We start from the raw sequence: 22,052 nt of genomic DNA, 5'->3' as shown, positions 1-22,052 counted from the left end.
CCTGGCAGGACTGGTACGGCGACAAGCAGGCTGGCGTCACCATCAACTCCGACATATACGATGGCCTGGCCTATGAAGCAGCAGTCGATGCCGTCGCCAGCGACCTGACAGCGCTTGGCCTGGGCGAAAAACGAATTACCTACCGCCTGCGCGACTGGGGTATCTCGCGCCAGCGCTATTGGGGCACCCCCATCCCCATCATCCACTGCCCGGATTGCGGCCCGGTGCCGGTGCCCGAGCAGGATCTGCCGGTGGTGCTGCCCGAGCATCTGATTCCTGACGGCAGCGGCAACCCGCTGGCCACGGATGAAGCCTTCCTGAAATGCAGCTGCCCCAAGTGCGGCCAGGCCTCGCGCCGTGAAACCGACACCATGGACACCTTCGTGGACTCGTCCTGGTACTTCATGCGCTATACCTCGCCCGGCAACGACCAGGCCATGGTCGATGCCCGCAACGACTACTGGATGCCGATGGACCAGTACATCGGCGGCATCGAACATGCCGTGCTGCACCTGCTGTACGCGCGTTTCTGGACCCGTGTCATGCGTGACATGGATCTCGTCAAATTCGACGAGCCCTTCACCCGCTTGCTGTGCCAGGGCATGGTGCTGAACCACATTTATTCGCGCCGCAACGAACGCGGCGGCATCGAGTATTTCTGGCCGGAAGAAGTCGAAAACAGCTACGATGCCAAGGGCTCCATCACCGGCGCCCGCCTGAAGGCAGACGACAGCCCCATCGACTACGGCGGCGTCGGCACCATGTCCAAGTCCAAGAACAATGGGGTCGATCCGCAATCGCTGATCGACAGCCAGGGCGCCGACACCGCGCGGCTGTTCGTCATGTTCACCAGCCCGCCCGAGCAAACGCTGGAATGGTCTGAAGCCGGTGTCGAGGGCGCCAACCGCTTCCTGCGCCGTCTCTGGTCGGTGGCGCACCGCCTGCACCCGGCGGTCACCCAGGGCCTGGCGGTTGACACGCCGGATTGGCAAGGCGCCGACAAGGCCGTCAAGGAATTGCGCCGCGAAATCTACACGCTGCTCAAACAGGCCGATTACGACTACAGCCGCATCCAGTACAACACCGTCGTGTCGGCCTGCATGAAGATGCTCAACGTCATCGACGACAGCGAACTGCCTGACAGCCCGGCGGCGCAGGCCGCGCTGGCCGAAGTCCTGGGCATTCTGATCCGCGTGCTCTATCCCGTGGTTCCCCATGTCACCTGGAATCTGTGGAACGACTTGGGCTATGCGGCACGCCTGGGCGACCTGCTCGATGCCCCCTGGCCGGTGCTGGATGAAGCAGCGCTGGTCGCGGACGAAATCGAGTTCATGCTGCAGGTCAACGGCAAGCTGCGCGGCAGCCTGAGCGTGCCCAATGGCGCCAGCAAGGAAGCCATCGAGCAAGCCGCCACCAGCCATGAAGCCGTGATCCGCTTCCTGGAAGGCCGCCAGCCCAAGCGCGTCATCGTCGTGCCGGGCAAGCTGGTCAACGTCGTCGGCTGATAACCCGAGGAGAAGCCGCATGTCACTATCCCTGCGCATCCTGGCCGCCATGGCAATCATGCTGACGCTGGGCGCATGCGGCTTCACGCTGCGCGGCGTCTCGCCGCTGCCTTTTGACAGTCTGTACGTCGGCATACCGGAAAACACCCGGTTCGGCTCCAGCCTGCGGCGCGCGCTGGAAGCCGCCTCGCCCAACACCAAGCTGGTCGATAGCGCCGACAAGGCCGCCGCCAGCCTGATCGAAGTCAGCCAATCGCGCACCCAGCGCGAAGTCAGCCTGACTCCGCAAGGCCGTGTCGAAGAATACGAACTCATCCTGAGCTACGTGTTCCGGCTGACCACGGCCAGCGGCGACATTCTGCTGCCGGACACCACGCTCACCGCCAGCCGTGACCTGCCCTATGAAGAACAGCTGGTGCAGGCCAAGCAAAGCGAAATGGACACGCTCTTCAACAGCATGGAGCAAAGCGTGGTCGAACGCCTGCTGCGGCGCCTGACGGCGCCTGATGTCGCAGAAGCGTTTGAGGCCTATCAGAAAGAAAATGCGGAATTGCCGCCAGCGCCAGCCCCCGCCGCTGGCCGCCGCGCGCCTATTCCGCAGCATTGACCCCCGGCCGCCCCCGGCATCGCCATGGACGTCTCCCACCTGCGCCAGCAACTGGCCCGCCAACCGGATAGCCTTGCTCCGATCTATATCGTGGCAGGCGACGAGACCTTGCTGGTCATGGAAACCGTGGATCTGCTGCGCCAGGCCGCGCGTGCTGCCGGCTATACCGACAGGACATCCCTGGTGGTGGACGCCCGCAGCGACTGGTCGCAAATCGAAGCTTCCACCCGCAGCATTTCGCTCTTTGGCGACCGCCAGCTGCTGGAACTGAAACTGCCCACCGGCAAGCCAGGCAAGCCCGGCGCCGAGGCGCTGCAACGCATGGCGGAACAGGCAGGCGGCCAGGCGCTGCCCGATGCCCTGATCATTCTTGCCCTGCCGCGCCTGGATAAAGCCCTGCGCGACAGCAAGTGGCTACAGGCCCTGTCCAGCAATGGCACATTGATAGAAATTCCCAATGTCGATCTGCCGCGTCTGCCCGGCTGGATTGGCGAACGGCTCGCCGCGCAGAATCAAAGCATAGACAAAGACACGCGCCAGTGGCTGGCCGAAAAAGTCGAGGGCAATCTGCTCGCCGCCCACCAGGAAATCCTCAAACTCGGCCTGCTGTTTCCCGAAGGCGAACTGTCTGCCGAACAGGTGCAGTCTGCGGTGCTGAATGTCGCGCGCTACAACATTTTCGGCCTGCGCGATGCCATGCTTGCCGGTGATCCGGCACGCGTCACCCGCATTCTTGACGGCCTGCGCGCCGAAGGCGAAGCCCTGCCGCTGGTACTCTGGGCCGTCGGCGAAGAAGTCCGGCTGCTGGCCCGGCTTGCCCAGGCACGCGCGGCTGGCCAGGATCTCAATACCCACATGCGCAAAATGCGCATTTTTGGCGATCACGAACGCCTGGCACGCCAGGCACTGGGCCGTATTTCACCGCGCATCTGGCCCGCCGCCGTGCAGCACGCTCACGATATCGACCGTCTCATCAAAGGCCTGCGCACCGAAGGGCGCATGCAAGATCCCTGGGAAGAAATGCTGCGCCTGGCCCTGCGCCTGTCGTTACCCGCCAGAGCCGGATAGAATGGCGTATAGCCCTCTTTTTTTCTTTACCCCATGACCACCGATACGCTTTTTACCGCCATGCAGGAGCTGGGCCGGCGCGCCCGCGCGGCATCGCGCCACATGATGCGTGCCAGCAGCCAGGCGAAGAATGATGCGCTGCGCGGCATGGCCCAGGCGCTGCATGAACAGCGCGAAGCCATCCTGGCCGCCAATGCCCTGGATCTGCAGGCCGCCGCCGACAACCAGTTGCAGCCCGCGCTGGTTGACCGGCTGCGCATTTCCGAAAAGACGCTGGGCCTGATGGCAACCGGCCTGGAACAGATTGCCGCCATGCCGGACCCGGTCGGCAGCCTGTCGCCCACGACTCAGCGCCCTAACGGCATGCGTATCGCGAAAATGCGGGTCCCGCTAGGTGTCATCGGCATCATTTACGAGTCGCGTCCCAACGTCACCATCGACGCCGCCGCGCTCTGTTTGAAGTCCGGCAATGCCGCCATCCTGCGCGGCGGCAAAGAAGCCTTGCACTCGAATATCGCCCTGGGCGCCGTCGTGCGCCAGGGCCTGTCCGCTGCCGGCCTGCCCGCAGAAGCCGTGCAAGTCGTGGAAACCACGGACCGGGCCGCTGTCGGCCACCTGGTCACCATGACCGAATACATTGATGTCATCGTGCCGCGTGGCGGCAAAAGCCTGGTGGCGCGCCTGTCCGCCGAGGCCCGCGTGCCCATGATCAAGCATCTGGACGGCAACTGCCACGTCTATGTCGATCAGCATGCCGACCTGGAAACCGCCCATCGTGTCGCCTTCAATGCCAAGACCTACCGTTACGGCGTCTGCGGCACCATGGAAACGCTGCTGGTACACGCCACAGTCGCCGAACGCTTCCTGCCTGGCCTTGCCAGCGCGCTGCAAAATCACGGCGTAGAATTACGCGGCTGTGAACGCACCCGCGCGCTGGTACCTTCGGCGCAGGCGGCCACCAATGAAGATTGGGCCACCGAATACCTGGCTCCCATTCTCGCCATCCGCATCGTCGATAGCATGGATGAGGCAATGGAGCACATCGCCACCTGGAGTTCCGGCCATACCGAAAGCATCGTGACCGAAGCGCTGCGCGAGGCCCAGCGTTTCCAGCGTGAAGTCGATTCCAGCTCGGTTTATGTCAATCTGCCTACTGTCTTTGCTGACGGGTTCGAATATGGCCTGGGCGCAGAAATTGGAATTTCCACCAATCGCCTGCACGCCCGCGGCCCGGTTGGCCTGGAAGGCCTGACGACAGAAAAATGGGTGCTGACTGGCGAAGGCCAGTTGCGCGGTTAATATCTGCCCCGTCATACGTATTCCTGAGTGCCGCTATACCGCCTGATGCAGGCAAATATGGCACCAGGCCCGGCCTGCCGCGTATCTTGCGGCAGGCCGGTTCCGCAGGACTTTCCTGCCTTGGGTGAACGCCTGCTGCGTTTGCCTGCCGATGAAATATCGGCCCTGACGTTCCCCGGCCATCGCCGGATCATTTTCTTCTTATTGCGCGGCCTGCCGCCACACCCATGTCATCCAACGATTCCGCTCCTCCCCGCAAGACCCTGACTATCTCGGCCCGCCCGGCCGCACCGTCAGCACAAAAGAAAGACACGCCCAGCATGCGCTCCGGCAGCCGTGCCCGCGTACACAAGGAGCGGCAGCGCGCTCAGGATGACAGCCAGAAAACCGGCACGGGCGAGCGCCGTGAAGGCGGCTTCGCCCCGCGCGAACGCCGCGACGGTGATTTCTCTTCCCGTCCGCGCCGTGAAGGCGATTTCCAGCCGCGTGAACAGCGCGACCGCCGTGAAGGCAGCTTCGCCCCGCGTGAGCGCCGCGACGGGGATTTCTCCTCCCGCCCGCGCCGTGAAGGTGATTTCAAGCCGCGTGAGCAACGTGACCGCCGTGAAGGCGGCTTCGCCCCGCGTGAGCGCCGCGATGGAGATTTCTCTTCCCGCCCGCGCCGTGAAGGCGATTTCAAACCGCGTGAACAGCGTGACCGCCGTGAAGGCAGCTTCGCCCCGCGTGAGCGCCGCGAGGGGGATTTCTCCTCCCGTCCGCGCCGCGAAGGTGATTTCCAGCCGCGTGAGCAACGTGACCGCCGTGAAGGCAGCTTTGCCCCGCGTGAACGCCGCGATGGCGATTTCTCTTCCCGCCCGCGCCGTGAAGGTGATTTCAAACCGCGTGAACAGCGCGACCGCCGTGAAGGCAGCTTTGCCCCGCGTGAACGCCGCGATGGTGATTTCTCCTCCCGCCCACGCCGCGAAGGCGATTTCAAGCCGCGTGAGCAACGTGACCGCCGTGAAGGCAGCTTCGCCCCGCGCGAACGCCGCGACGATGGTTTTTCTGCCCGCCCCCGCCATGATGGCGGTTTCCAGGCGCGCAGCAGCAACATCGGCGCAGGCGCTCAGGCACGAGAAGCCGCCGTATTCAAAGTGTTCGCTTCCTGCCCGCAAGGCCTGGAAGCCGCACTGGAAGCAGAATTGCAGGCACTGGATTTCGCTGAGGTCCGCCAGGGCCGCGCCGGCTGCCACTTCGAGGCCGATTGGCGCGGCGTCATGCGCGCCAACCTGTATTCGCGCCTGGCCACCCGTGTTCTGATCCAATTGGCTCAAGGTCCGGTGCAAACCGAAGACGATATTCTGGCGCTGGCCGCTGAGACCGAGTGGGAACAATGGTTCGGCCCGGAACACCGCCTGCGCGTGGATACCTCGGCCATCCGCAGCCCGATGCAAAGCCTGCAATACTGCAATCTGCGCGTCAAAGACGGGATTTGTGACCGCCTGCGCGCCCGTGAAGGCGCCCGCCCCGATATCGACACCGTCCGCCCCGACGCGCGCGTCCACCTGTTCCTGTCGGAAGACACGGCGACGCTCTACCTGGACACCTCCGGCGAATCCTTGTTCAAGCGCGGCTGGCGCTACGACAAGGGCGCCGCGCCCTTGCGTGAAAACCTGGCAGCAGGCCTGCTGGCCCTGTCTGACTGGGACCCGGCAGCCGCCTTGATGGATCCGTTCTGCGGCAGCGGCACAATTCTGATCGAAGCCGCCTGGATCGCCCTGGGTGTCCCGCCGGGCATGAACCGTCCCTTCGGTTTCGAGCGCCTGCGTGACTATGACGCCTACCAGCTGGGGCAATTGCGCCAGGAAGCGCAAGCCGCCATTCTGCCGTCCCTGGACGCGCCGCTGGTGGGTGTGGATCTTGACCCCGCCGTCATTGCCGCCGCCCGCAGCAATGCCGAACGCGCCCGCCTCGGCCCGGATGCGATCCGCTTTGAAGTTAGCGATGCCCGTCATTTCGCGCCGCCCGCCGACAGCGGCTGGATTGTCACCAATCCGCCCTATGGCGAACGCCTGGACGAGCATGAGGACGTGCTCTGGCAGGAATGGGCCAGCCACCTCAAGCACAATTACGCAGGCTGGCACCTGAATGTCATTTCCAACGATATGTCCCTGCCCCAGGCCATGCGCCTGAAGGCATCACGCCGCCAGCCCGTCTTCAATGGCGCGCTGGAATGCCGCCTGTTCTCCTTCGACCTCGTCGAAGGCTCCAACCGGGGCTGATCCCCTCTCTGGACCGCGCCACCCTGACGGTGGCGCGGCGACTGCCCCAGCCGCCCTGTCCAAAAAAAAACCGGAAAATGCCGAACAATCTCCATCGGCAAGTCGCATAGACGCGGCTCTCTCCGGAATGCCGTCACAAACGCGTCATCCCGCCATGTTTCCATGTTGGCAATGCCATCGCACGGGAGCCGCCATGACCACCTCGCCTCATTCAGATGCCCAGGCCGGACGGGCCACGGAATCCGCAGAACCCGGCGGCAAGACAGTCAAGCGCTGGCGCACGCTCTGGATTTCCGATCTGCACCTGGGGTCCTCGGGCTGCAAAGCCAATTTCCTGCTGGATTTTCTCGAATACAACGAAACCCAGACGCTTTACCTGGTCGGCGATATCATCGACGGCTGGCAATTGCGGCGGCACTGGCATTGGCCCCGCGCGCACAACGATGTGGTGCAAAAGATACTGCGCCTGTCGCGCAATGGCACACGGGTTTACTTCATTCCCGGCAACCATGATGAGTTCGCCCGGCAATTCCTGGGCTATGCCTTTGGCGATATCGAAATTCACGACGAAATCGAACATCTCACCGCCGACAAACGCCGCTTTCTGGTCATGCATGGCGACCGCTTCGATGCCGTCATCCAGCATGGCAAATGGCTGGCCTACCTCGGCGACCGGCTCTATACCTGCGCCATCTGGCTCAATAATCATTACAACCGCTTTCGCCACCGGCGCGGCCTGCACTACTGGTCGCTATCCCAATACCTGAAGCATAAGGTCAAGAATGCCGTGTCCTACATCACGGACTTCGAGGAAGCCCTGGCCGGTGAAGCCCGCCGCCGGGGCATGCACGGCATTATCTGCGGCCATATCCACAAGCCGGAAATGCGCGAGATTGACGGCATTCTCTACTGCAACGACGGCGACTGGGTAGAAAGCCTGTCGGCCTTGACGGAAGACCACGACGGCCAGCTCTCCTTGCTGGATTGGTCCGTTTACGCCAACCTGCATACCCGCCAGTCCGCGCCGTCGCACCAGCCGGTTTCGCTGCCGGCGCTGCCTTCCGCCCTGAGCCGCAAAAGCAAAACAGCGGGCCTGAGAGCGTCGGGGAAAACACGCTAAACCTGTCTGGCATATTGCACAAACCTTCGCCCTGGTTCATGCTTATGGCGTGAAAGCATACCGACGCAGGCATTTATGCACAATTTACCTGCATGTTTCTGCATGCAGGTAGTTTGACAGCAGCTGGCGTCTTCCCAGTCCACGGGCCTATGAACGACCAATATTCGCAGCTTTACGAATCCTTCCGGTGGTTGTTGCCTGCACAGTTCAACCTGGCGCAGCCCTGTTGCGTCCAATGGTCGATCAGCCCGTCCGATGCCCGCCGTGTGGCGCTGGTAGTGGAAAAAAGTGAAGGCGATGCCACGACCTGGCAGTACGGCCAGCTGCAAAACATTTCCAGCCGACTCGCTGGCGGCATGGCGCGCATGGGCATCCAGCGCGGCGACCGCGTGGCCCTGCTGCTGAGCGATCCCGCCTACCTGGTCATTGCCGCCCTGGCCGCCTGGACCTTGGGCGCCATCGTCATGCCTCTGTCGTCCCGGGTGCCGCCCACGCAACTGGCCCAGCGGCTGCGGCAATCCGCACCGCGCGCTGTCGTGCTTGATGACCCCGCGCTGGCGGCCTACCTGGCCGAACGCGCCCGCCTGCCCAGTGGCACAAGACTTGTCGGCCAGGGCATGGAAAGCGAACATTGCGTGGCCTGGCGCGGCCTGCTGGCCCGGCAGCCCAATGGGGTTCATCCGGTCCCGCTGCCCCCTGATGCGCCAGCCCTGCTGCATTTCCCGCCGGAGGCCGGCCCGCAGCATGCAGGCGTCCTGCTGCCGCATAGCGCCCTGATTGGCAACCTGCCCGCCTTCGTCGCCTCGCTGGACTGGTTTCCGCGAGGCAAGGACCGCCTCTGGATCGCAGCCAACTGGGCGCAGGCTGATGTCCTGCTGGGCGCCGTCTTGCCAGCGCTTTATTTTGGCGCCACCGCGATTGCCATCACCCAGCCGCTGGATGCCGCTTCGCTGCTGTCGCGCCTGTACCGGCTGCGCATCAGCGATCTGATCGCCACCCAGGATACCTTGCGCGAATTCTGTGCGCCCGGCCATCCGCCGCTGCCGCTGGCCAGTTTGAACGCCATTGCCGCCCTTGTGACGGGCACCTACCGTGACACCGACATGCAGCGCTGCCAGGAACTGCTGGGCCGCCGCCCCAATGCCGTCTATGGCGCCCATGGCATGTACGGCCTGGCCGGTGATAGCGGCGAGAAATGGGCCGCTGCCGATCACAGCCCCGGCCGCCCCTATCCTGGGCACTACCTGGCGGCGCTGGATGCCGCAGACAACGAACTGCCCCCAGGCGTGCAGGGCGAACTGGCCCTGCGCCAGTACGACCGCCATGGTCACACTGACCCGCTATTCCCGGTTGGCATCTGGCAGCAAGGTGAAATCCAGCCTGCGCCCATGACCTGGATGCGTACCGGGCTGCATGCCGCCCTGGATTCTGAAGGCCGCATTCTGCCGCTGCCCATGCCGCCAACGGAAAAGCCCTACGGATCCGGGCGCAGCAAAAAACCTGCGGCGAGCCGCCCGAATGCCCGCCCTACCCATCCTGCGGCCTTGCGCGTCCGGCGCTCCTCCAACACCACGGCCTGATGGACTAGACTGACTATGCCTGTGTATCAACTGGACGATTTGATTCCTCGTATCGACCCGGATGCCTATTTATTCGATAACGCTGTCGTTATTGGCGACGTCACCCTGCACGCAGGTGTAGGGCTCTGGCCCGGCACCATCCTGCGCGGCGACAGCGCGCCCATTGTGGTGGGCGCCAACAGCAATATCCAGGACGGCTGTATTCTGCATGCCGACCCAGGCTTCCCCATGACAGTCGAAGCCAATGTCACCGTCGGCCACCAGGCCATGCTGCATGGCTGTACGGTCGGCAGCGGCAGCCTGGTCGGCATCCAGGCCGTCGTCCTCAATGGCGCCGTCATCGGCCGCGACTGTCTGATCGGCGCAGGCGCGCTGGTCCCTGAAGGACGCCATATCCCGGAGCGCTCCCTGGTCATCGGCGTCGGCAAAATCGTCCGCACGCTGAGCGACGAAGAAGTGGCTGGCATGCATGCCAACACCCAGCGTTATGTGGCGCGCGCGCAGCGCTACCGCACCCGACTGCAACGCATCGCCTGACGCCTCTGCCAGCCTGACAGGGGCTTGAGTTAAGATGTGATCATCATGACCGACACCCTGAAAAAATACCTTTTTACCGACCAGCGCGTGCGTGTTGTCACCGCCTCGCTGGATCAATCCTGGCAAGACTCCCTGCAGCATGTCCAATACCCGGAAGGCGTGCGTGACTTGCTCGGCGAGCTGGTTGCCGCAGCCACGCTGCTGACCGCGAACCTCAAGCTGGACGGCTCGCTGCTGCTGCAAATCCAGGGCGATGGCGCCATTGCCCTGCTGGTAGTCGAATGCCGCAGCGACCTTTCCATCCGCGCCACGGTCAAGCTGCGCTCTGGCCAGGCGTGGCCGCAAGGCGTCGGGCTGCAAGCCCTGCTGAACCCAGGCGGCCAAGGCCGCTTCGTGGCCGTGCTCGACCCGCGCAACAAGCTGCCCGGCCAACAGGCTTATCAGGCCGTCGTGCCGCTCATCGGCGAAAACGTTTCCGAAGTGCTGGAACACTATATGAAGTCGTCCGAGCAGCTCGACACGCGCCTGTGGCTTGCCGCCAACGACAAGCGGGCCGCTGGCCTGCTGATCCAGCGTCTGCCCGATCACGGCGGCACCCTGGCGACCGACAGCGAACTGCCCGCCGATCAGATGGATGATTCCTGGGAACGCGCCACAACCCTGGCCAGCACCTTGAGCTATCAGGAATTGCTGGGCAATGACACCGATGTCTTGATTCATCGTCTGTTCTGGGAAGAAAGCCTGCTGGAACTGCCGCCGCGCAGCATCCGTTATTTCTGCCCCTGCACCCGTGACCGCGTCGCTGGCATGCTGCGCATGCTGGGCCAGCAGGAAACCGATTCGATCATCGCTGAACAAGGCAAGATCGAAGTACAGTGCGATTTCTGCGGCAAGCCCTATGTCTTCGACCCGGTCGATGCCGCCGCGCTGTTTGCCTCGCCCAGTCCGGCAGGCAATGCCGATCAGGCCGGCACGCGGCACTGATTCCGCCTCAGTGTCCTGCCTTCTGGCAGGACATGCCCCCACTGTCTGTCACCGGCCCCCATGGGCTCATAGGCCGGTTTTGCTATCAGCGGCGGCCTAGCGCCGCCCAGCCAGCCGCCCGCCCAGTACCGTAGTATTGCGACCTGACAGCCTGCCGGAAAACGCGCAGACTCTGCCTGTCACCTCTCCTGCGCCGGCCTTATGCCTATTCCGCGCCGCCATCCCCCGCCCCTGGCGGCCACACCAGCAGCCTTATCGGCACCCCTAGCAGCGCCCCAGACTTCAGCCCGAACAACACTGGCCCGCGCAGCCTGCGCGCGCTCAGGCACGCCCCATCAGTCCCTGGGAAGCGCCATGGCGGAATCCTCACTGGCGCTGCTGATTCTGGGCGCGCTGGCCTTGGCCGCCGTGGAATTCGAGCACGGCCGCAATACCGCCCAGATCGCCGAACTGGCCTTGCTCGAAGCCCTGCGTGCTGGCGCCAGCGACCATGCCAGCCCTCATGCCATGCAACAGGCCTTTGAACATGCCATGCGCGCCAGCCAGCCCGATCCTCCAGGCCTCACGGCTGGCACCCAGCTGCGCCGGAGCTGGCGGCGGCGCGAAGCGGCCAGCGGCCTTGCCGCATGGCGGCTGGATATCCTGAACCCCGGCCCGGACAGCCTGGCCGACCATGCCGCCCCCGGACGCAGCAAGACAGGCAATACCGCCGCCAGCCCAACCGGCAGCGCCTCGGCCGCCTTGGCCTTTTTCTATCAGGATCTGCGCCATCAGGAACACCTGTCCCAAGGATGGCCGCAAGGCAAAGGCCCTCTCTCCGGCCAGACGGTCTTTGAAGCCAATCTCCTGACGCTGGAGCTGCGCTATCTGCATCAGCCGCTCAGCCCGCCTGCGCGCTGGCTACTGCGCCTGGGCAGCATATTCCTGCCCGCGCAGACAGATCATGACAGCGGGCAAATTGCCCAAGCAGGGCTCTGGCCCATCTATCGCCGCGCCTCTCTGCCCATGGCATCGGAAGCCTGGGCCTGGCCGCAACAGCGCTTGCAAAGCACGGATCATCTGCCCCCGCCTGTCACGGCCGTCTTGCCAGACGGCGCCTCCCGCGCCGGGCAACATCCAGGCGGCAGCTTGCCCGGCCCTATACCGGCATTGCCTGCATTGCCTGCACCACCAACACTACCGGTACTGCCTGGGCCCTTCCCCCTGCCAGAAGAAGCTGCGCCTTCGCCTGGCCTGCCTGACATCCCCATTTCTGCCATCCCTGACGGCCCTGAACTGCCTGCCTCCTCGCTGCCCGAGGCCGATGAGGCCCTGTGCGATACCCTGCTCTGCTGCCCCGCCAGCCCTCCCGCGCCGCGGCCAGCGGCACGCGGCTGAGCTGGCCTGCCCCTGGCCAAATACCGGTGCTAGCTGCCCGGCTTGTTGCTCGGACTATTTGCCCGGCCCCTATTGCCCAGACTATTGCTCGGACTATTGCTCGGACTATTACCCGGCCTATTGCTAGCCAGCCTGTTGCCCGAACCAGACACCCGGCGCTGCCCTCGCTATGCCAGCCGCAGAATCCCCGCGCCTGCCGCAATCACAGCCGCTGCCAGCAAGCGCCGGCGCCCGACCTGCTCTTTCAGCACCCAGGCGGAAATCAAGACGCCAAACAGAATGGAAGTTTCCCGCAGCGCCGCTACCACGGCTACTGGCGCCTGCGTCATGGCCCATAGCGCCACGCCGTAGGACAACAAGGTACCGGCGCCGCCTGCCACGCCCAGCATCCAGTTCTGCCGCGCATAATGGCAAAACTGCGCAGGGCGCGACAACAAGGCCCAGCCCAGCAAAGGAATGGCTGTCAGCAGGAAAATCCAAAGCGTATAAGCGACCGGCGCGCCTGACAGCCGCACCCCGGCGCCATCCACCAAGGTATAGCTGGCGATGACGAGCGCGTTGCACAGCGCCGGGCGGATGCCGCTGGCGCGGCGCCCCGCGGCAGGCGCCAAGGCCATACTGAGCACGCCCAGGCAAATGACGGCAATGCCCAGCCACCCCGCCGGTTTGATGAAGTCATGCAGAAAGACAAAGCCGATACAGGCCACGATCAATGGCGCCGTGCCCCGCATGACGGGATACGTCTGGCTCATATCGGCAATGCGGTAGGTTCTGGCCAGCAGCAAGTAATAAGCAATCTGCAAGGCCGTGGACAAGGCAATGAAGGGCCAACTTGCCTGTGCCGGGGCAGGCAGAAACGGCAGCACAGCAGTCCCCATCAACATGGCGCTGGCGGCAATCAGCACCGTCGTCAATAAGGTATCCGTCCCCCCTTTGACGATCGCATTCCAGGTCGCATGACACGCGGCCGCCAGCAATATCCAGAGAAATACCGTCAAAGACATCATTCAGCGCGCTTCCGTCCGGCCCGCCCGAGCCGCTGGCCACAGCCTGCCATTGAACCCCTCACGGCGCCCGCGCACAAGCCTTTTATCAGCCCGCGCCAGTCGCCGCACAGCCGTAAATAAATCATGGCGCAGGCGCAGGTGCCAACACTCAGCAGCGGCAGCGACAGCCGCCGCATACCTGAGAAGATCGCTTTAGCGCATCCCCATCCTGATGCCCTCCATGCCTGAATGCCGCGCACGGCTGCTTGCTGTCGCCTGCCGTGGCGGGCTTTTTTGCGCGCCGCCGCGCCGCCATAAAAAAACCGCCCCAGATATCAGCTCTGGGGCGGTGATGGCTTACGGCGCTTATCCTGGCAGCACAGCTGCCAGCCCGTCTCAACGGCGGCGATTTTGCGCGTTCGCCTCGGGTCGCTTCACTTCGGGCAAGGGTGCGCCCTGGGGCAGGATGCGCACAAAGACTTCTTCCTGGCGCATCATGCTCAATTCCCCGCGCGCCCGCTCTTCCAGAGCTTCCGTGCCCGTGCGCAGGTCGCGCACTTCGGCATCGAGCGCCAGATTACGCGCGCGCAGACCTTCATTGACATCCAGCTGTTCGACCAGTTGGTGCTGCAATTCATGGGTTGCGAACCAGCCTCCCTTGCCTAACCACAAAGGGTACTGGATCAAACCAACCAGAAGCAGCAGTAGCAGTGCAAGCAGCCGCATGTGTGTATCCATCAAGGAAGGCTGACGGGCGGACCGCCACGTTCAGCCCTCACGACAGCGATCAGCGCAGGTTATAGAAAGCTTCAACGCCGGGATAGTGTGCCACATCAGCCAGCTCTTCTTCGATACGCAGCAGCTGGTTGTACTTGGCCATGCGGTCGGAACGCGACAGCGAACCGGTCTTGATCTGCATGGCATTGGTTGCGACAGCGATATCGGCAATCGTGGAGTCTTCGGTTTCGCCCGAACGGTGCGACACGACAGCCGTGTAGCCCGCGCGCTTGGCCATCTCGATGGCGGCAAAGGTTTCCGTCAGCGTGCCGATCTGATTGATCTTGATCAGGATCGAATTGCCGATGCCCTTGTCGATGCCTTCCTTCAGGATCTTGGTGTTGGTCACGAACAGGTCGTCACCCACCAGCTGGACTTTCTTGCCCAGGCGCTCGGTCAGATGCTTCCAGCCGTCCCAATCGCCTTCGGCCATGCCGTCTTCGATGGAGATGATCGGGTACTTATCGCACCAGGTCTCCAGCAGATCGGTGAACTGTTCCGCCGTCAGGGAAACACCGCCCTCGCCTGCCAGATGGTATTTGCCATCACGGTAGAACTCCGAGCTGGCGCAATCCAGACCCAGCGCAACCTGGGTGCCCGGCTCGTAACCGGCTTCCTCGATGGCGCGCAGGATCAGCTGAATGGCGGCTTCATGGCTTTCCACGCTGGGCGCGAAACCACCTTCGTCACCCACTGCGGTGGACAGGCCTTGATCATGCAGGATTTTCTTGAGCGCGTGGAACACTTCGGCGCCGACGCGCAGGGCTTCGCGGAAGCTGCGGGCGCCCACCGGCAGAATCATGAATTCCTGCAGGTCCAGCGAATTGTTGGCGTGCGCGCCGCCATTGATGATGTTCATCATCGGCACGGGCATGCTCAGCGGGCCGCTACCGCCAAAGTAACGGTACAGCGACAGGCCGGCCTCATCGGCGGCGGCGCGTGCCACGGCCATGCTCACGGCCAGCATCGCGTTGGCGCCCAGACGTTCCTTGTTCTCGGTACCGTCCAGTTCAATCAGGGTACGGTCGATGAAAGTCTGGTCCTGGGCATCCAGGCCAACCAGCGCTTCGGAGATTTCGGTATTGACGTTTTCGACAGCGCGCAGCACGCCCTTGCCGAGATAGCGCGACTTGTCGCCGTCACGCAGTTCGATGGCTTCACGCGAACCGGTGGAAGCGCCCGACGGCACGGAGGCCCGGCCCATGGCGCCGGATTCCAGCAGAACGTCGCACTCGACGGTGGGATTGCCGCGCGAATCCAGAATCTCGCGGCCGATGATATCGACGATAGCACTCATTGTCTTAAAACCCCCAGATGGTTACTGATTCAGATATTCATGCGCCCAGGCAGCCGTGAAAAGCCTGCCTGGGCGACCTGTCCATGGCAGCCAGCGGCAAAAGGCCTTGCTGGCCCTCTGCCGCTGGTTGTCGCCGCCCGCCCTGGGCGCATGCAAAGCGCCAAACTCAGAGCGTGGCGGTCAAATACCGCAATGCCGCCGCTTACTGCTTTTCAGCTTGCAGGCGCGCCTGGCGCTGGGCCTGGGCAGCACGCACATAGCCGGTAAACAGCGGATGGCCGTCACGCGGCGTGGAAGTGAATTCCGGGTGGAATTGCACGCCCAGGAACCACGGGTGATCCGGAATTTCCATGATCTCGGGCAGATTCTCGGTCGGCGTGCGGGCGCTGATAACCAGGCCAGCCTCTTCCAGACGGGGCACATACACGTTGTTGACTTCGTAGCGGTGACGATGGCGCTCATTGACTTCATCGCCATAAATCTTGTGCGCCAGCGTGCCCGGTTTGACCGGCACCCGCTGAGCGCCCTTGCGCATGGTGCCGCCCAGATCGGAGTTGTCGCTGCGGCGCTCCACCTGGCCTTCGCGATCCATCCACTCGGTAATCAGGGCTACGACCGGATGCGGGGCAGACGGATCGAACTCGGTGCTGTTGGCGCCGCCCAGGCCAGCCTTGTGGCGGGCATATTCCACCACCGCCAGCTGCATGCCCAGGCAGATACCCAGGAAAGGCACCTTGTTTTCACGCGCATAACGCACGGCGGCAATCTTGCCTTCCGTGCCGCGCTTGCCGAAACCGCCAGGCACCAGAATCGCGTCCAGGCCGGACAACAGCTCGGCAGCGCCGCGCTTTTCGATTTCTTCCGAGTCGATGTAGTCGATAACGACCTTGCTGCGCGTGTGAATGCTGGCATGCACCAGCGCTTCGCTCAGCGACTTATAGGACTCGGTCAGATCGACATATTTGCCCACCATCCCGATACGCACTTCCGATTCCGGGTGGCGCAGCGCGGCATTCATCTCGTCCCAGGCGCTCAGATCCGCGGGCGGCGGGTTCAGGTTCAGCGCATCGCACACCAGGCTATCCAGGCCCTGCTTGTGCAGCATGGAGGGGATTTCGTAAATGGACTCGGCATCCCACACGGAAATCACGGCATCCTGAGGCACATTGGAGAACAGCGAAATCTTGGCGCGCTCTTCGTCCGGAATAGGACGGTCGGCGCGGCACAGCAGCGCGTTCGGGTAAATGCCGATCTCGCGCAACTTCTGCACCGAATGCTGCGTAGGCTTGGTCTTCAGTTCGCCGGCGGAAGGAATGAAAGGCACCAGGGTCAGGTGCACGAAAGCGGCATTGCCACGGCCCAGACGCAGGCTCATCTGGCGCACGGCCTCCAGGAACGGCAGGGATTCGATATCCCCGACCGTGCCGCCGATTTCAACGATGGCCACATCGGCGTTGCCGTTATAGGCAGCGCTGGCGCCGCGCGCGATGAAATCCTGGATTTCGTTGGTGATATGCGGAATCACCTGAACAGTCTTGCCCAGGTAATCACCACGGCGCTCCTTGCGCAGCACCGATTCATAAATCTGGCCGGTGGTGAAATTATTCACCTTATGCATGCGCGCCGAGATGAAGCGCTCATAGTGGCCGAGGTCAAGATCGGTCTCTGCGCCATCTTCCGTCACGAACACTTCGCCGTGCTGGAACGGACTCATCGTGCCCGGATCGACGTTGATGTAGGGATCGAGCTTGAGCATCGTCACCTGCAGGCCACGCGATTCCAGAATCGCGGCCAGGGATGCTGCAGATATGCCTTTACCAAGCGAGGACACTACCCCGCCCGTCACGAATACGTACTTGGTCATTTCAGAATACGGCCGGGGCAATCGGCCGTTGCGGTCTGGAACAGAACAGGCGGCTTGCGCCAAGCCCGCACCATCCCCAGGAACCCCGGGCACGGCCAGCCACGTCCGGGGTTCGGGTTGATAGGGATAAAGAAGAAGTTTAACTCAGCTTCCGGGCCGCTAGTGCCAAGCTTGCAAGTTGTGCCTTGCCGGAGACAGGCGAAATCCCGTTCCGGCGCCTGGCGCGGCCCGGAAAACCGCCATGCGCGCGGCTGCCGGGCCCGGCATTGGCGCCTGCTTGCTTGCCCCGGCCCAGCCCCTGCCAGCCCGGCAGTCACCAGATGTCGCAGACGGACACATACCGCCGAACCTTGTAGCTCCCGCCGCAGATATCATGGACACATGATGCCGGTGCGCCGCCCCTGTCTGAGTTGACGGCAGCGCCCGCCGCACTGCCGCATCCCCGGCCGCCCATTTTCATATAGGAGTCACCCATGCGTCTTTCCCCTCGCCAAATCGCCAGCGCTGCCGTGCTGCTCCCCGCCTTGGCCCTGCTGGCCGCCTGCGATAACAAGCCTAACGACCCGGCGCCCAGCGCGCCGCCTGCCGCGTCGGCCCCCGCGCCTGTGATCGACCCACCTGCCAGCGCGCCTGCGCCTGCTGCGCCGTCGGCAGACACGCCGTCCATCGGCACCGACGAATGGTTCGACTGGGTCGAAACCACTGCCGGCATCACCGATGGCCAGGGCCACGGCCCCGACCAGGGTTCGCAAGAATGGTGCAATGCCGTCTCCACCAAGGTGTACGGCAAGGCGCCCGAAACCGAAGTTACCTGCGACCAGGTCTGGATGGCTGACATCGACGCCCGCCTGCGCGGCAGTAAATAATTCCCTGGCGGCCCCGCCCGCCCATGCAAAACGCGCACCGGTTTTTACCGGTGCGCGTTTTTTTATGGCGGCGGCCTTGCCGCCGCTTGCCTCGGCCCTGCGCTCAGTGCTCAGTGCCTACTAGTGCCTAGCGCTTAGTGCTCCAGCAAGGCCTGGGTGCGCCGCTCCAGCCAGGCCAATGCTTCTGCCTGCAACGCTGTCTGCAACAAGGGCGCCAGACGCTGACGTACCTCCGCATGATAGGCATCCAGCCAGCGCACCTCGTCTTCGCGCAGCAGGCCGATGTCTATGCAGCGCGTATCTATCGGGCACAGCGTCAAAGTTTCAAACGCCAGGAAATCCCCAAACTCGGTTTCTTCTGCCGGGACGGACAGCACCAGATTTTCAATGCGTATGCCCCATTGACCGGGCCGGTACAGGCCTGGCTCATTGGAAGTCACCATACCGGCTTCCAGCGGCACCGACGCCGGCGCACGCCAGGAAATGCTTTGCGGGCCTTCATGCACATTCAGGAAATAGCCCACGCCGTGTCCGGTGCCGTGGCCGTAATCCAGTCCTTGCTCCCAGAGCGGCGCGCGCGCCAGCACATCCAGCGCCTGTCCGCTGACCCCTTTGGGAAAGCGGGCGCGCGACAGGCCTATCATGCCTTTGAGCACCAGCGTGAAGTCCCGCCGCTGTTCAGCGGAAAGCTGGCCGATAGGCACCACCCGCGTAATGTCTGTCGTGCCCCCCAGATACTGGGCGCCCGAGTCGATAAGCAATAGGCCATTGCCTTCGATATCGGCATAGGCCTGCGGCAAGGCGCGGTAATGCGGCATGGCGCCATTGGCATTGAAGCCGGCAATGGTCGGGAAACTCAAGGAAACAAAATCCGGCCGGCGGGCCCGCGCCGCCGTCAAGACCTCGTCCACCGTCAATTCCGTCAAAGCTGCGCCAGCCGCCAGCTCACGCTCGAACCAGGCAAAAAATTCGCACAAGGCCGCGCCGTCCTGCTCCATCGCGCGGCGGATATGGTCCTGTTGCGCAGGCAATTTGCAGGCTTTGAACAAACGTGAAGGATTCGGCGCCTCGATGGTGGGCAAAGTTTCCGGCACACGCCTGGCCAGGTCCACCACTACGCTGGAGGGATCCAGCAGCAGCCCCTGGCCCTGCAGCCCTTCGAGCGCATGGGTAATGCTGTCATAGGCCTGCAATTGCACCCCGGCGCTGCGCAAATGTTCCGCCACGCCGCTGGCCAGCCGTGACGCATCAACAAACAATTGCGCCTGGCCTTCCGCGCTGATCAGCGCGTGCGCCAGAAACACCGGGTTGTAATCCACATCACTGCCGCGCAGGTTGAACAGCCAGGCAATATCATCCAATGTGGAAAGCAGATGCCAATCGGCCCCCTGCTTGCGCATGGCCGCGCGCACCCGGTCCAGCTTTTCTTCGCGTGATTCGATTGCCCAGGCCAAATCATGTTCCACGACCTGCGACACCGGCAATGCAGGGCGTTGTTCCCAGGCCTGGCTGACGCCCTCGAAATCCACCTGCAAACGCCAGCCTCGCGCCGCCAGGTCCGACTCCATGCGCCGCCAGAACGTCAGCGATAGCGTGCGTCCATCCACGGCCAGGCAGCCTGTGCTGCCCTGCTCGGCGAGCCAGTCCGCCATGCCTGGCGCGCCGCCCCCCAAACGCATCAAGGTAATTCCGGTACCCGCGAGTTGCGCTTCCGCCTGTTCCCAATAGCGGCTATCCGCCCACAACGCCGCTTCTTGCTGTGTCACCAGCAGATTGCCCGCTGAACCGGTAAAACCGCTCAGCCATTCACGGACTTGCCAATACCCCGGCAGATATTCCGATAAATGCGGATCGGATGTCAGCACCAGCCCTGCCTGGCAGCCCGTCTGTGTCAGGGCATGACGAAACGCCTCCAGGCGCTGTTGTATTGCATGTTGATTCATTGCGGCACTCTCACGTTTGCACGCATAAATCATACCGCCGCCCGCCGCTTCCGCCACGCCCGCATACTTGCCAGCGGGGCTGGCGCCTGATTTGGCGGCAGGGAGCAAATACAGGCCTGAGCCTCGGCTTGGGCGTGAAGCCTGAGCGTGAAACCTGAGTACTAAGCTGAAGTACTCAGCCTGGGTGCTAAGCCTGAGTCTTAAGCGCCTGTTTGCCAAGCCGGAGCACTCAGGCTTGGCAAACAGTATGGGTACGCGGTCTTAGCGCAGACTCTTAGTGCTGCTCTTATTGCTGGCTCTTAGTACAACCCCTTAATGCACAGTCTTGATGCACAGTCTTAGTGCCCCGCCACATCCAGTCTGGCCGCGGTTTTCGCCTGCACTTCCTCGACCGTGACGCCAGGCGCCAGCTCCAGCAGGCGCAGGCCCTTGTCCGTGACTTCCAGCACGCACAGGTCCGTGATGATCAAGTCCACCACCCCCACCCCCGTCAACGGCAAGCTGCATGCGGGCAGCAGCTTCATTTCCTCGCCGCCATCCTTGCGCCGCGCCACATGCTCCATCAGCACCACCACCCGGCCTACCCCCGCCACCAGGTCCATCGCACCGCCCATGCCCTTGACCATCTTGCCCGGAATCATCCAGTTCGCCAGATCGCCCCGCTCGGACACCTGCATCGCCCCCAGAATCGCCAGATTGATCTTCCCGCCACGGATCATCGCAAACGAATCCGCCGACGAAAAAAAGGATGACCCCGGCAAGGTCGTCACCGTTTGCTTGCCTGCATTGATCAGGTCGGGATCAACCTCGTCTTCCGCCGGGAACGGCCCGATGCCCAGCAAACCGTTCTCCGATTGCAGCCAGACCTCCACCCCCGCCGGCACATGGTTGGCCACCAGCGTGGGCAGCCCGATGCCCAGATTCACATAAAAGCCGTCTTGCAGCTCGCGCGCCGCGCGGGCCGCCATTTCATCTCTGCTCCATGCCACGGTACTGCCCTCCTCAGGCGCTGCGCGTCGTGCGCTGCTCGATGCGTTTTTCAGGATGCGCATTGACCACAATGCGCTGCACGAAAATACCGGGCAAATGAATCGCGTCCGGCTCCAGCTCGCCCACCTCAACCAGGTGCTCGACCTCCACCACCGTCACCCGCCCGGCCATCGCGACATTCGGATTGAAGTTGCGCGCCGTCTTGCGGAAAATCAGGTTGCCGCTGCGGTCCGCCTTCCACGCATGCACCAGTGACACATCCGGCACAATCGCATGCTCCAGCACATAGTCATGGCCATCGAAATGCCGGATTTCCTTGCCTTCCGCGACAATCGTGCCCACACCGGTACGCGTGTAAAAAGCCGGAATGCCCGCCCCGCCCGCACGCAGCTTTTCCGCCAGCGTGCCCTGCGGCGTGAACTCCACCTCCAGTTCCCCTGCCAGATACTGGCGCTCGAACTCTTTGTTCTCGCCCACATAGGACGACACCATTTTGCGCACCTGACGCGTGGCCAGCAATTGCCCCAGGCCCGCGCCATCCACCCCCGCGTTATTACTCACGCAGGTCAGGCCGCTCACCCCGCTATCACGCAGCGCCACAATCAGCGCTTCAGGGATCCCGCAAAGACCGAAACCCCCTACGCCGATGATCTGGCCGTCTGCCACGATGCCATCCAGCGCGTGCGCCGCGCTTCGATAGACTTTATCCATGGATTGCTGCTCCTTACTGGCTTCAAGACTGCACGATGCCCCCTGCCGCCCGCGCCAGGTTTTCCTGGTCAAAGAGCCGGATGAGGTCAAGAAGGTGTTCTATAGAAATACCGGTAATTAGAGAGCTGCGCTGCGCACCTGACGAGCTGCCAGCTTGCCCTACAATCCCGCCCATCATACTTCGAGTTCCAGCAAGGAAAACCATCAGCTATGTCGCAATTGTCCCAACGCGAATCCATGGAATATGACGTCGTGATCGTCGGTGGCGGGCCTGCGGGCC

General features: G+C 63.3%; 18 protein-coding genes. 11 read left to right on the top strand and 7 right to left on the bottom strand.

Annotated features, from left to right (window positions below; all coding sequences use genetic code 11):
• From ACTJGZ_RS11020 to ACTJGZ_RS10975, 10 genes are all read left to right on the top strand, one after another.
• Positions 1 to 1,505, top strand: a 1,505-nt coding sequence (locus ACTJGZ_RS11020; protein WP_441662967.1) for a class I tRNA ligase family protein, incomplete at its 5' end; no start/stop codon positions are given.
• Between the two features lie 19 nt (positions 1,506 to 1,524).
• A complete protein-coding gene (locus ACTJGZ_RS11015) occupies positions 1,525 to 2,112 on the top strand; it encodes an LPS-assembly lipoprotein LptE (protein WP_441662966.1) in 588 nt (195 codons plus the stop codon).
• 24 nt (positions 2,113 to 2,136) lie between these two features.
• Positions 2,137 to 3,180 (top strand): DNA polymerase III subunit delta, encoded by a 1,044-nt coding sequence (gene holA, locus ACTJGZ_RS11010; RefSeq protein WP_441662965.1) that lies wholly within the window; start codon positions 2,137 to 2,139, stop codon positions 3,178 to 3,180.
• Between the two features lie 33 nt (positions 3,181 to 3,213).
• Positions 3,214 to 4,479, top strand: coding sequence for a glutamate-5-semialdehyde dehydrogenase (locus tag ACTJGZ_RS11005; RefSeq protein ID WP_441662964.1), 1,266 nt, complete (start codon positions 3,214 to 3,216; stop codon positions 4,477 to 4,479).
• Positions 4,480 to 4,706: 227 nt separating this feature from the next.
• A complete protein-coding gene (locus tag ACTJGZ_RS11000; RefSeq protein ID WP_441662963.1) occupies positions 4,707 to 6,740 on the top strand; it encodes a THUMP domain-containing protein in 2,034 nt (677 codons plus the stop codon).
• A 193-nt stretch (positions 6,741 to 6,933) separates the two neighbouring features.
• Complete coding sequence (locus ACTJGZ_RS10995) at positions 6,934 to 7,860, top strand: UDP-2,3-diacylglucosamine diphosphatase (RefSeq protein ID WP_441662962.1); 927 nt, start codon at positions 6,934 to 6,936, stop codon at positions 7,858 to 7,860.
• A 149-nt stretch (positions 7,861 to 8,009) separates the two neighbouring features.
• Positions 8,010 to 9,440 (top strand): AMP-binding protein, encoded by a 1,431-nt coding sequence (locus ACTJGZ_RS10990; protein WP_441662961.1) that lies wholly within the window; start codon positions 8,010 to 8,012, stop codon positions 9,438 to 9,440.
• A 15-nt stretch (positions 9,441 to 9,455) separates the two neighbouring features.
• Positions 9,456 to 9,977: a gamma carbonic anhydrase family protein gene (locus tag ACTJGZ_RS10985; RefSeq protein ID WP_441662960.1), complete on the top strand. Its 522-nt coding sequence runs from the start codon at positions 9,456 to 9,458 to the stop codon at positions 9,975 to 9,977.
• 45 nt (positions 9,978 to 10,022) lie between these two features.
• Positions 10,023 to 10,961 (top strand): Hsp33 family molecular chaperone HslO, encoded by a 939-nt coding sequence (gene hslO / locus ACTJGZ_RS10980; RefSeq protein WP_441662959.1) that lies wholly within the window; start codon positions 10,023 to 10,025, stop codon positions 10,959 to 10,961.
• A gap of 354 nt (positions 10,962 to 11,315) precedes the next feature.
• Entirely contained in the window at positions 11,316 to 12,338 is a 1,023-nt protein-coding gene (locus tag ACTJGZ_RS10975) for a hypothetical protein (protein ID WP_441662958.1), read from the top strand.
• A 167-nt stretch (positions 12,339 to 12,505) separates the two neighbouring features.
• Here the strand turns inward: ACTJGZ_RS10975 and ACTJGZ_RS10970 are convergent, their stop codons facing one another.
• From ACTJGZ_RS10970 to ACTJGZ_RS10955, 4 genes are all read right to left on the bottom strand, one after another.
• Complete coding sequence (locus ACTJGZ_RS10970) at positions 12,506 to 13,345, bottom strand: EamA family transporter (protein ID WP_441662957.1); 840 nt, start codon at positions 13,343 to 13,345, stop codon at positions 12,506 to 12,508.
• Positions 13,346 to 13,720: 375 nt separating this feature from the next.
• Positions 13,721 to 14,050 (bottom strand): cell division protein FtsB, encoded by a 330-nt coding sequence (gene ftsB / locus ACTJGZ_RS10965; RefSeq protein ID WP_441662956.1) that lies wholly within the window; start codon positions 14,048 to 14,050, stop codon positions 13,721 to 13,723.
• Between the two features lie 61 nt (positions 14,051 to 14,111).
• Positions 14,112 to 15,398: a phosphopyruvate hydratase gene (eno, locus tag ACTJGZ_RS10960; RefSeq protein WP_441662955.1), complete on the bottom strand. Its 1,287-nt coding sequence runs from the start codon at positions 15,396 to 15,398 to the stop codon at positions 14,112 to 14,114.
• A gap of 202 nt (positions 15,399 to 15,600) precedes the next feature.
• Positions 15,601 to 17,262 (bottom strand): CTP synthase, encoded by a 1,662-nt coding sequence (locus ACTJGZ_RS10955; RefSeq protein WP_441662954.1) that lies wholly within the window; start codon positions 17,260 to 17,262, stop codon positions 15,601 to 15,603.
• A 473-nt stretch (positions 17,263 to 17,735) separates the two neighbouring features.
• Between ACTJGZ_RS10955 and ACTJGZ_RS10950 the strand changes: the two genes are divergently transcribed.
• A complete protein-coding gene (locus tag ACTJGZ_RS10950) occupies positions 17,736 to 18,128 on the top strand; it encodes a hypothetical protein (protein WP_441662953.1) in 393 nt (130 codons plus the stop codon).
• Between the two features lie 134 nt (positions 18,129 to 18,262).
• Here ACTJGZ_RS10950 and ACTJGZ_RS10945 read toward each other — a convergent pair whose 3' ends face one another.
• From ACTJGZ_RS10945 to ACTJGZ_RS10935, 3 genes are all read right to left on the bottom strand, one after another.
• The gene (locus tag ACTJGZ_RS10945) at positions 18,263 to 20,071 is read right to left on the bottom strand and encodes a M24 family metallopeptidase (RefSeq protein WP_441662952.1); all 1,809 of its coding nucleotides are present in this window, start codon (positions 20,069 to 20,071) and stop codon (positions 18,263 to 18,265) included.
• Positions 20,072 to 20,409: 338 nt separating this feature from the next.
• Complete coding sequence (locus tag ACTJGZ_RS10940; protein ID WP_441662951.1) at positions 20,410 to 21,060, bottom strand: 3-oxoacid CoA-transferase subunit B; 651 nt, start codon at positions 21,058 to 21,060, stop codon at positions 20,410 to 20,412.
• Between the two features lie 13 nt (positions 21,061 to 21,073).
• Complete coding sequence (locus tag ACTJGZ_RS10935; protein ID WP_441662950.1) at positions 21,074 to 21,772, bottom strand: CoA transferase subunit A; 699 nt, start codon at positions 21,770 to 21,772, stop codon at positions 21,074 to 21,076.
• Between the last annotated feature and the right edge of the window lie 280 nt (positions 21,773 to 22,052).

It is taken from the genome of Kerstersia sp., from assembly GCF_052103615.1.
Classification (GTDB): Bacteria; Pseudomonadota; Gammaproteobacteria; order Burkholderiales; family Burkholderiaceae_B; genus Kerstersia.
The sequence above is the reverse complement of the archived record's forward strand: the minus strand, read 5'-3'. Positions and strand labels throughout refer to the sequence as shown.

Excerpts from the sequence above, each read along its gene's own strand:
- ACTJGZ_RS11015 (WP_441662966.1), top strand. The coding sequence starts at position 1,525 with ATGTCACTATCCCTGCGCATCCTGGCCGCCATGGCAATCATGCTGACG.
- holA (WP_441662965.1), top strand. The coding sequence starts at position 2,137 with ATGGACGTCTCCCACCTGCGCCAGCAACTGGCCCGCCAACCGGATAGC.
- ACTJGZ_RS11005 (WP_441662964.1), top strand. The coding sequence starts at position 3,214 with ATGACCACCGATACGCTTTTTACCGCCATGCAGGAGCTGGGCCGGCGC.
- ACTJGZ_RS11000 (WP_441662963.1), top strand. The coding sequence starts at position 4,707 with ATGTCATCCAACGATTCCGCTCCTCCCCGCAAGACCCTGACTATCTCG.
- ACTJGZ_RS10995 (WP_441662962.1), top strand. The coding sequence starts at position 6,934 with ATGACCACCTCGCCTCATTCAGATGCCCAGGCCGGACGGGCCACGGAA.
- ACTJGZ_RS10990 (WP_441662961.1), top strand. The coding sequence starts at position 8,010 with ATGAACGACCAATATTCGCAGCTTTACGAATCCTTCCGGTGGTTGTTG.
- ACTJGZ_RS10985 (WP_441662960.1), top strand. The coding sequence starts at position 9,456 with ATGCCTGTGTATCAACTGGACGATTTGATTCCTCGTATCGACCCGGAT.
- hslO (WP_441662959.1), top strand. The coding sequence starts at position 10,023 with ATGACCGACACCCTGAAAAAATACCTTTTTACCGACCAGCGCGTGCGT.
- ACTJGZ_RS10975 (WP_441662958.1), top strand. The coding sequence starts at position 11,316 with ATGGCGGAATCCTCACTGGCGCTGCTGATTCTGGGCGCGCTGGCCTTG.
- ACTJGZ_RS10970 (WP_441662957.1), bottom strand. The coding sequence starts at position 13,345 with ATGATGTCTTTGACGGTATTTCTCTGGATATTGCTGGCGGCCGCGTGT.
- ftsB (WP_441662956.1), bottom strand. The coding sequence starts at position 14,050 with ATGCGGCTGCTTGCACTGCTACTGCTGCTTCTGGTTGGTTTGATCCAG.
- eno (WP_441662955.1), bottom strand. The coding sequence starts at position 15,398 with ATGAGTGCTATCGTCGATATCATCGGCCGCGAGATTCTGGATTCGCGC.
- ACTJGZ_RS10955 (WP_441662954.1), bottom strand. The coding sequence starts at position 17,262 with ATGACCAAGTACGTATTCGTGACGGGCGGGGTAGTGTCCTCGCTTGGT.
- ACTJGZ_RS10950 (WP_441662953.1), top strand. The coding sequence starts at position 17,736 with ATGCGTCTTTCCCCTCGCCAAATCGCCAGCGCTGCCGTGCTGCTCCCC.
- ACTJGZ_RS10945 (WP_441662952.1), bottom strand. The coding sequence starts at position 20,071 with ATGAATCAACATGCAATACAACAGCGCCTGGAGGCGTTTCGTCATGCC.
- ACTJGZ_RS10935 (WP_441662950.1), bottom strand. The coding sequence starts at position 21,772 with ATGGATAAAGTCTATCGAAGCGCGGCGCACGCGCTGGATGGCATCGTG.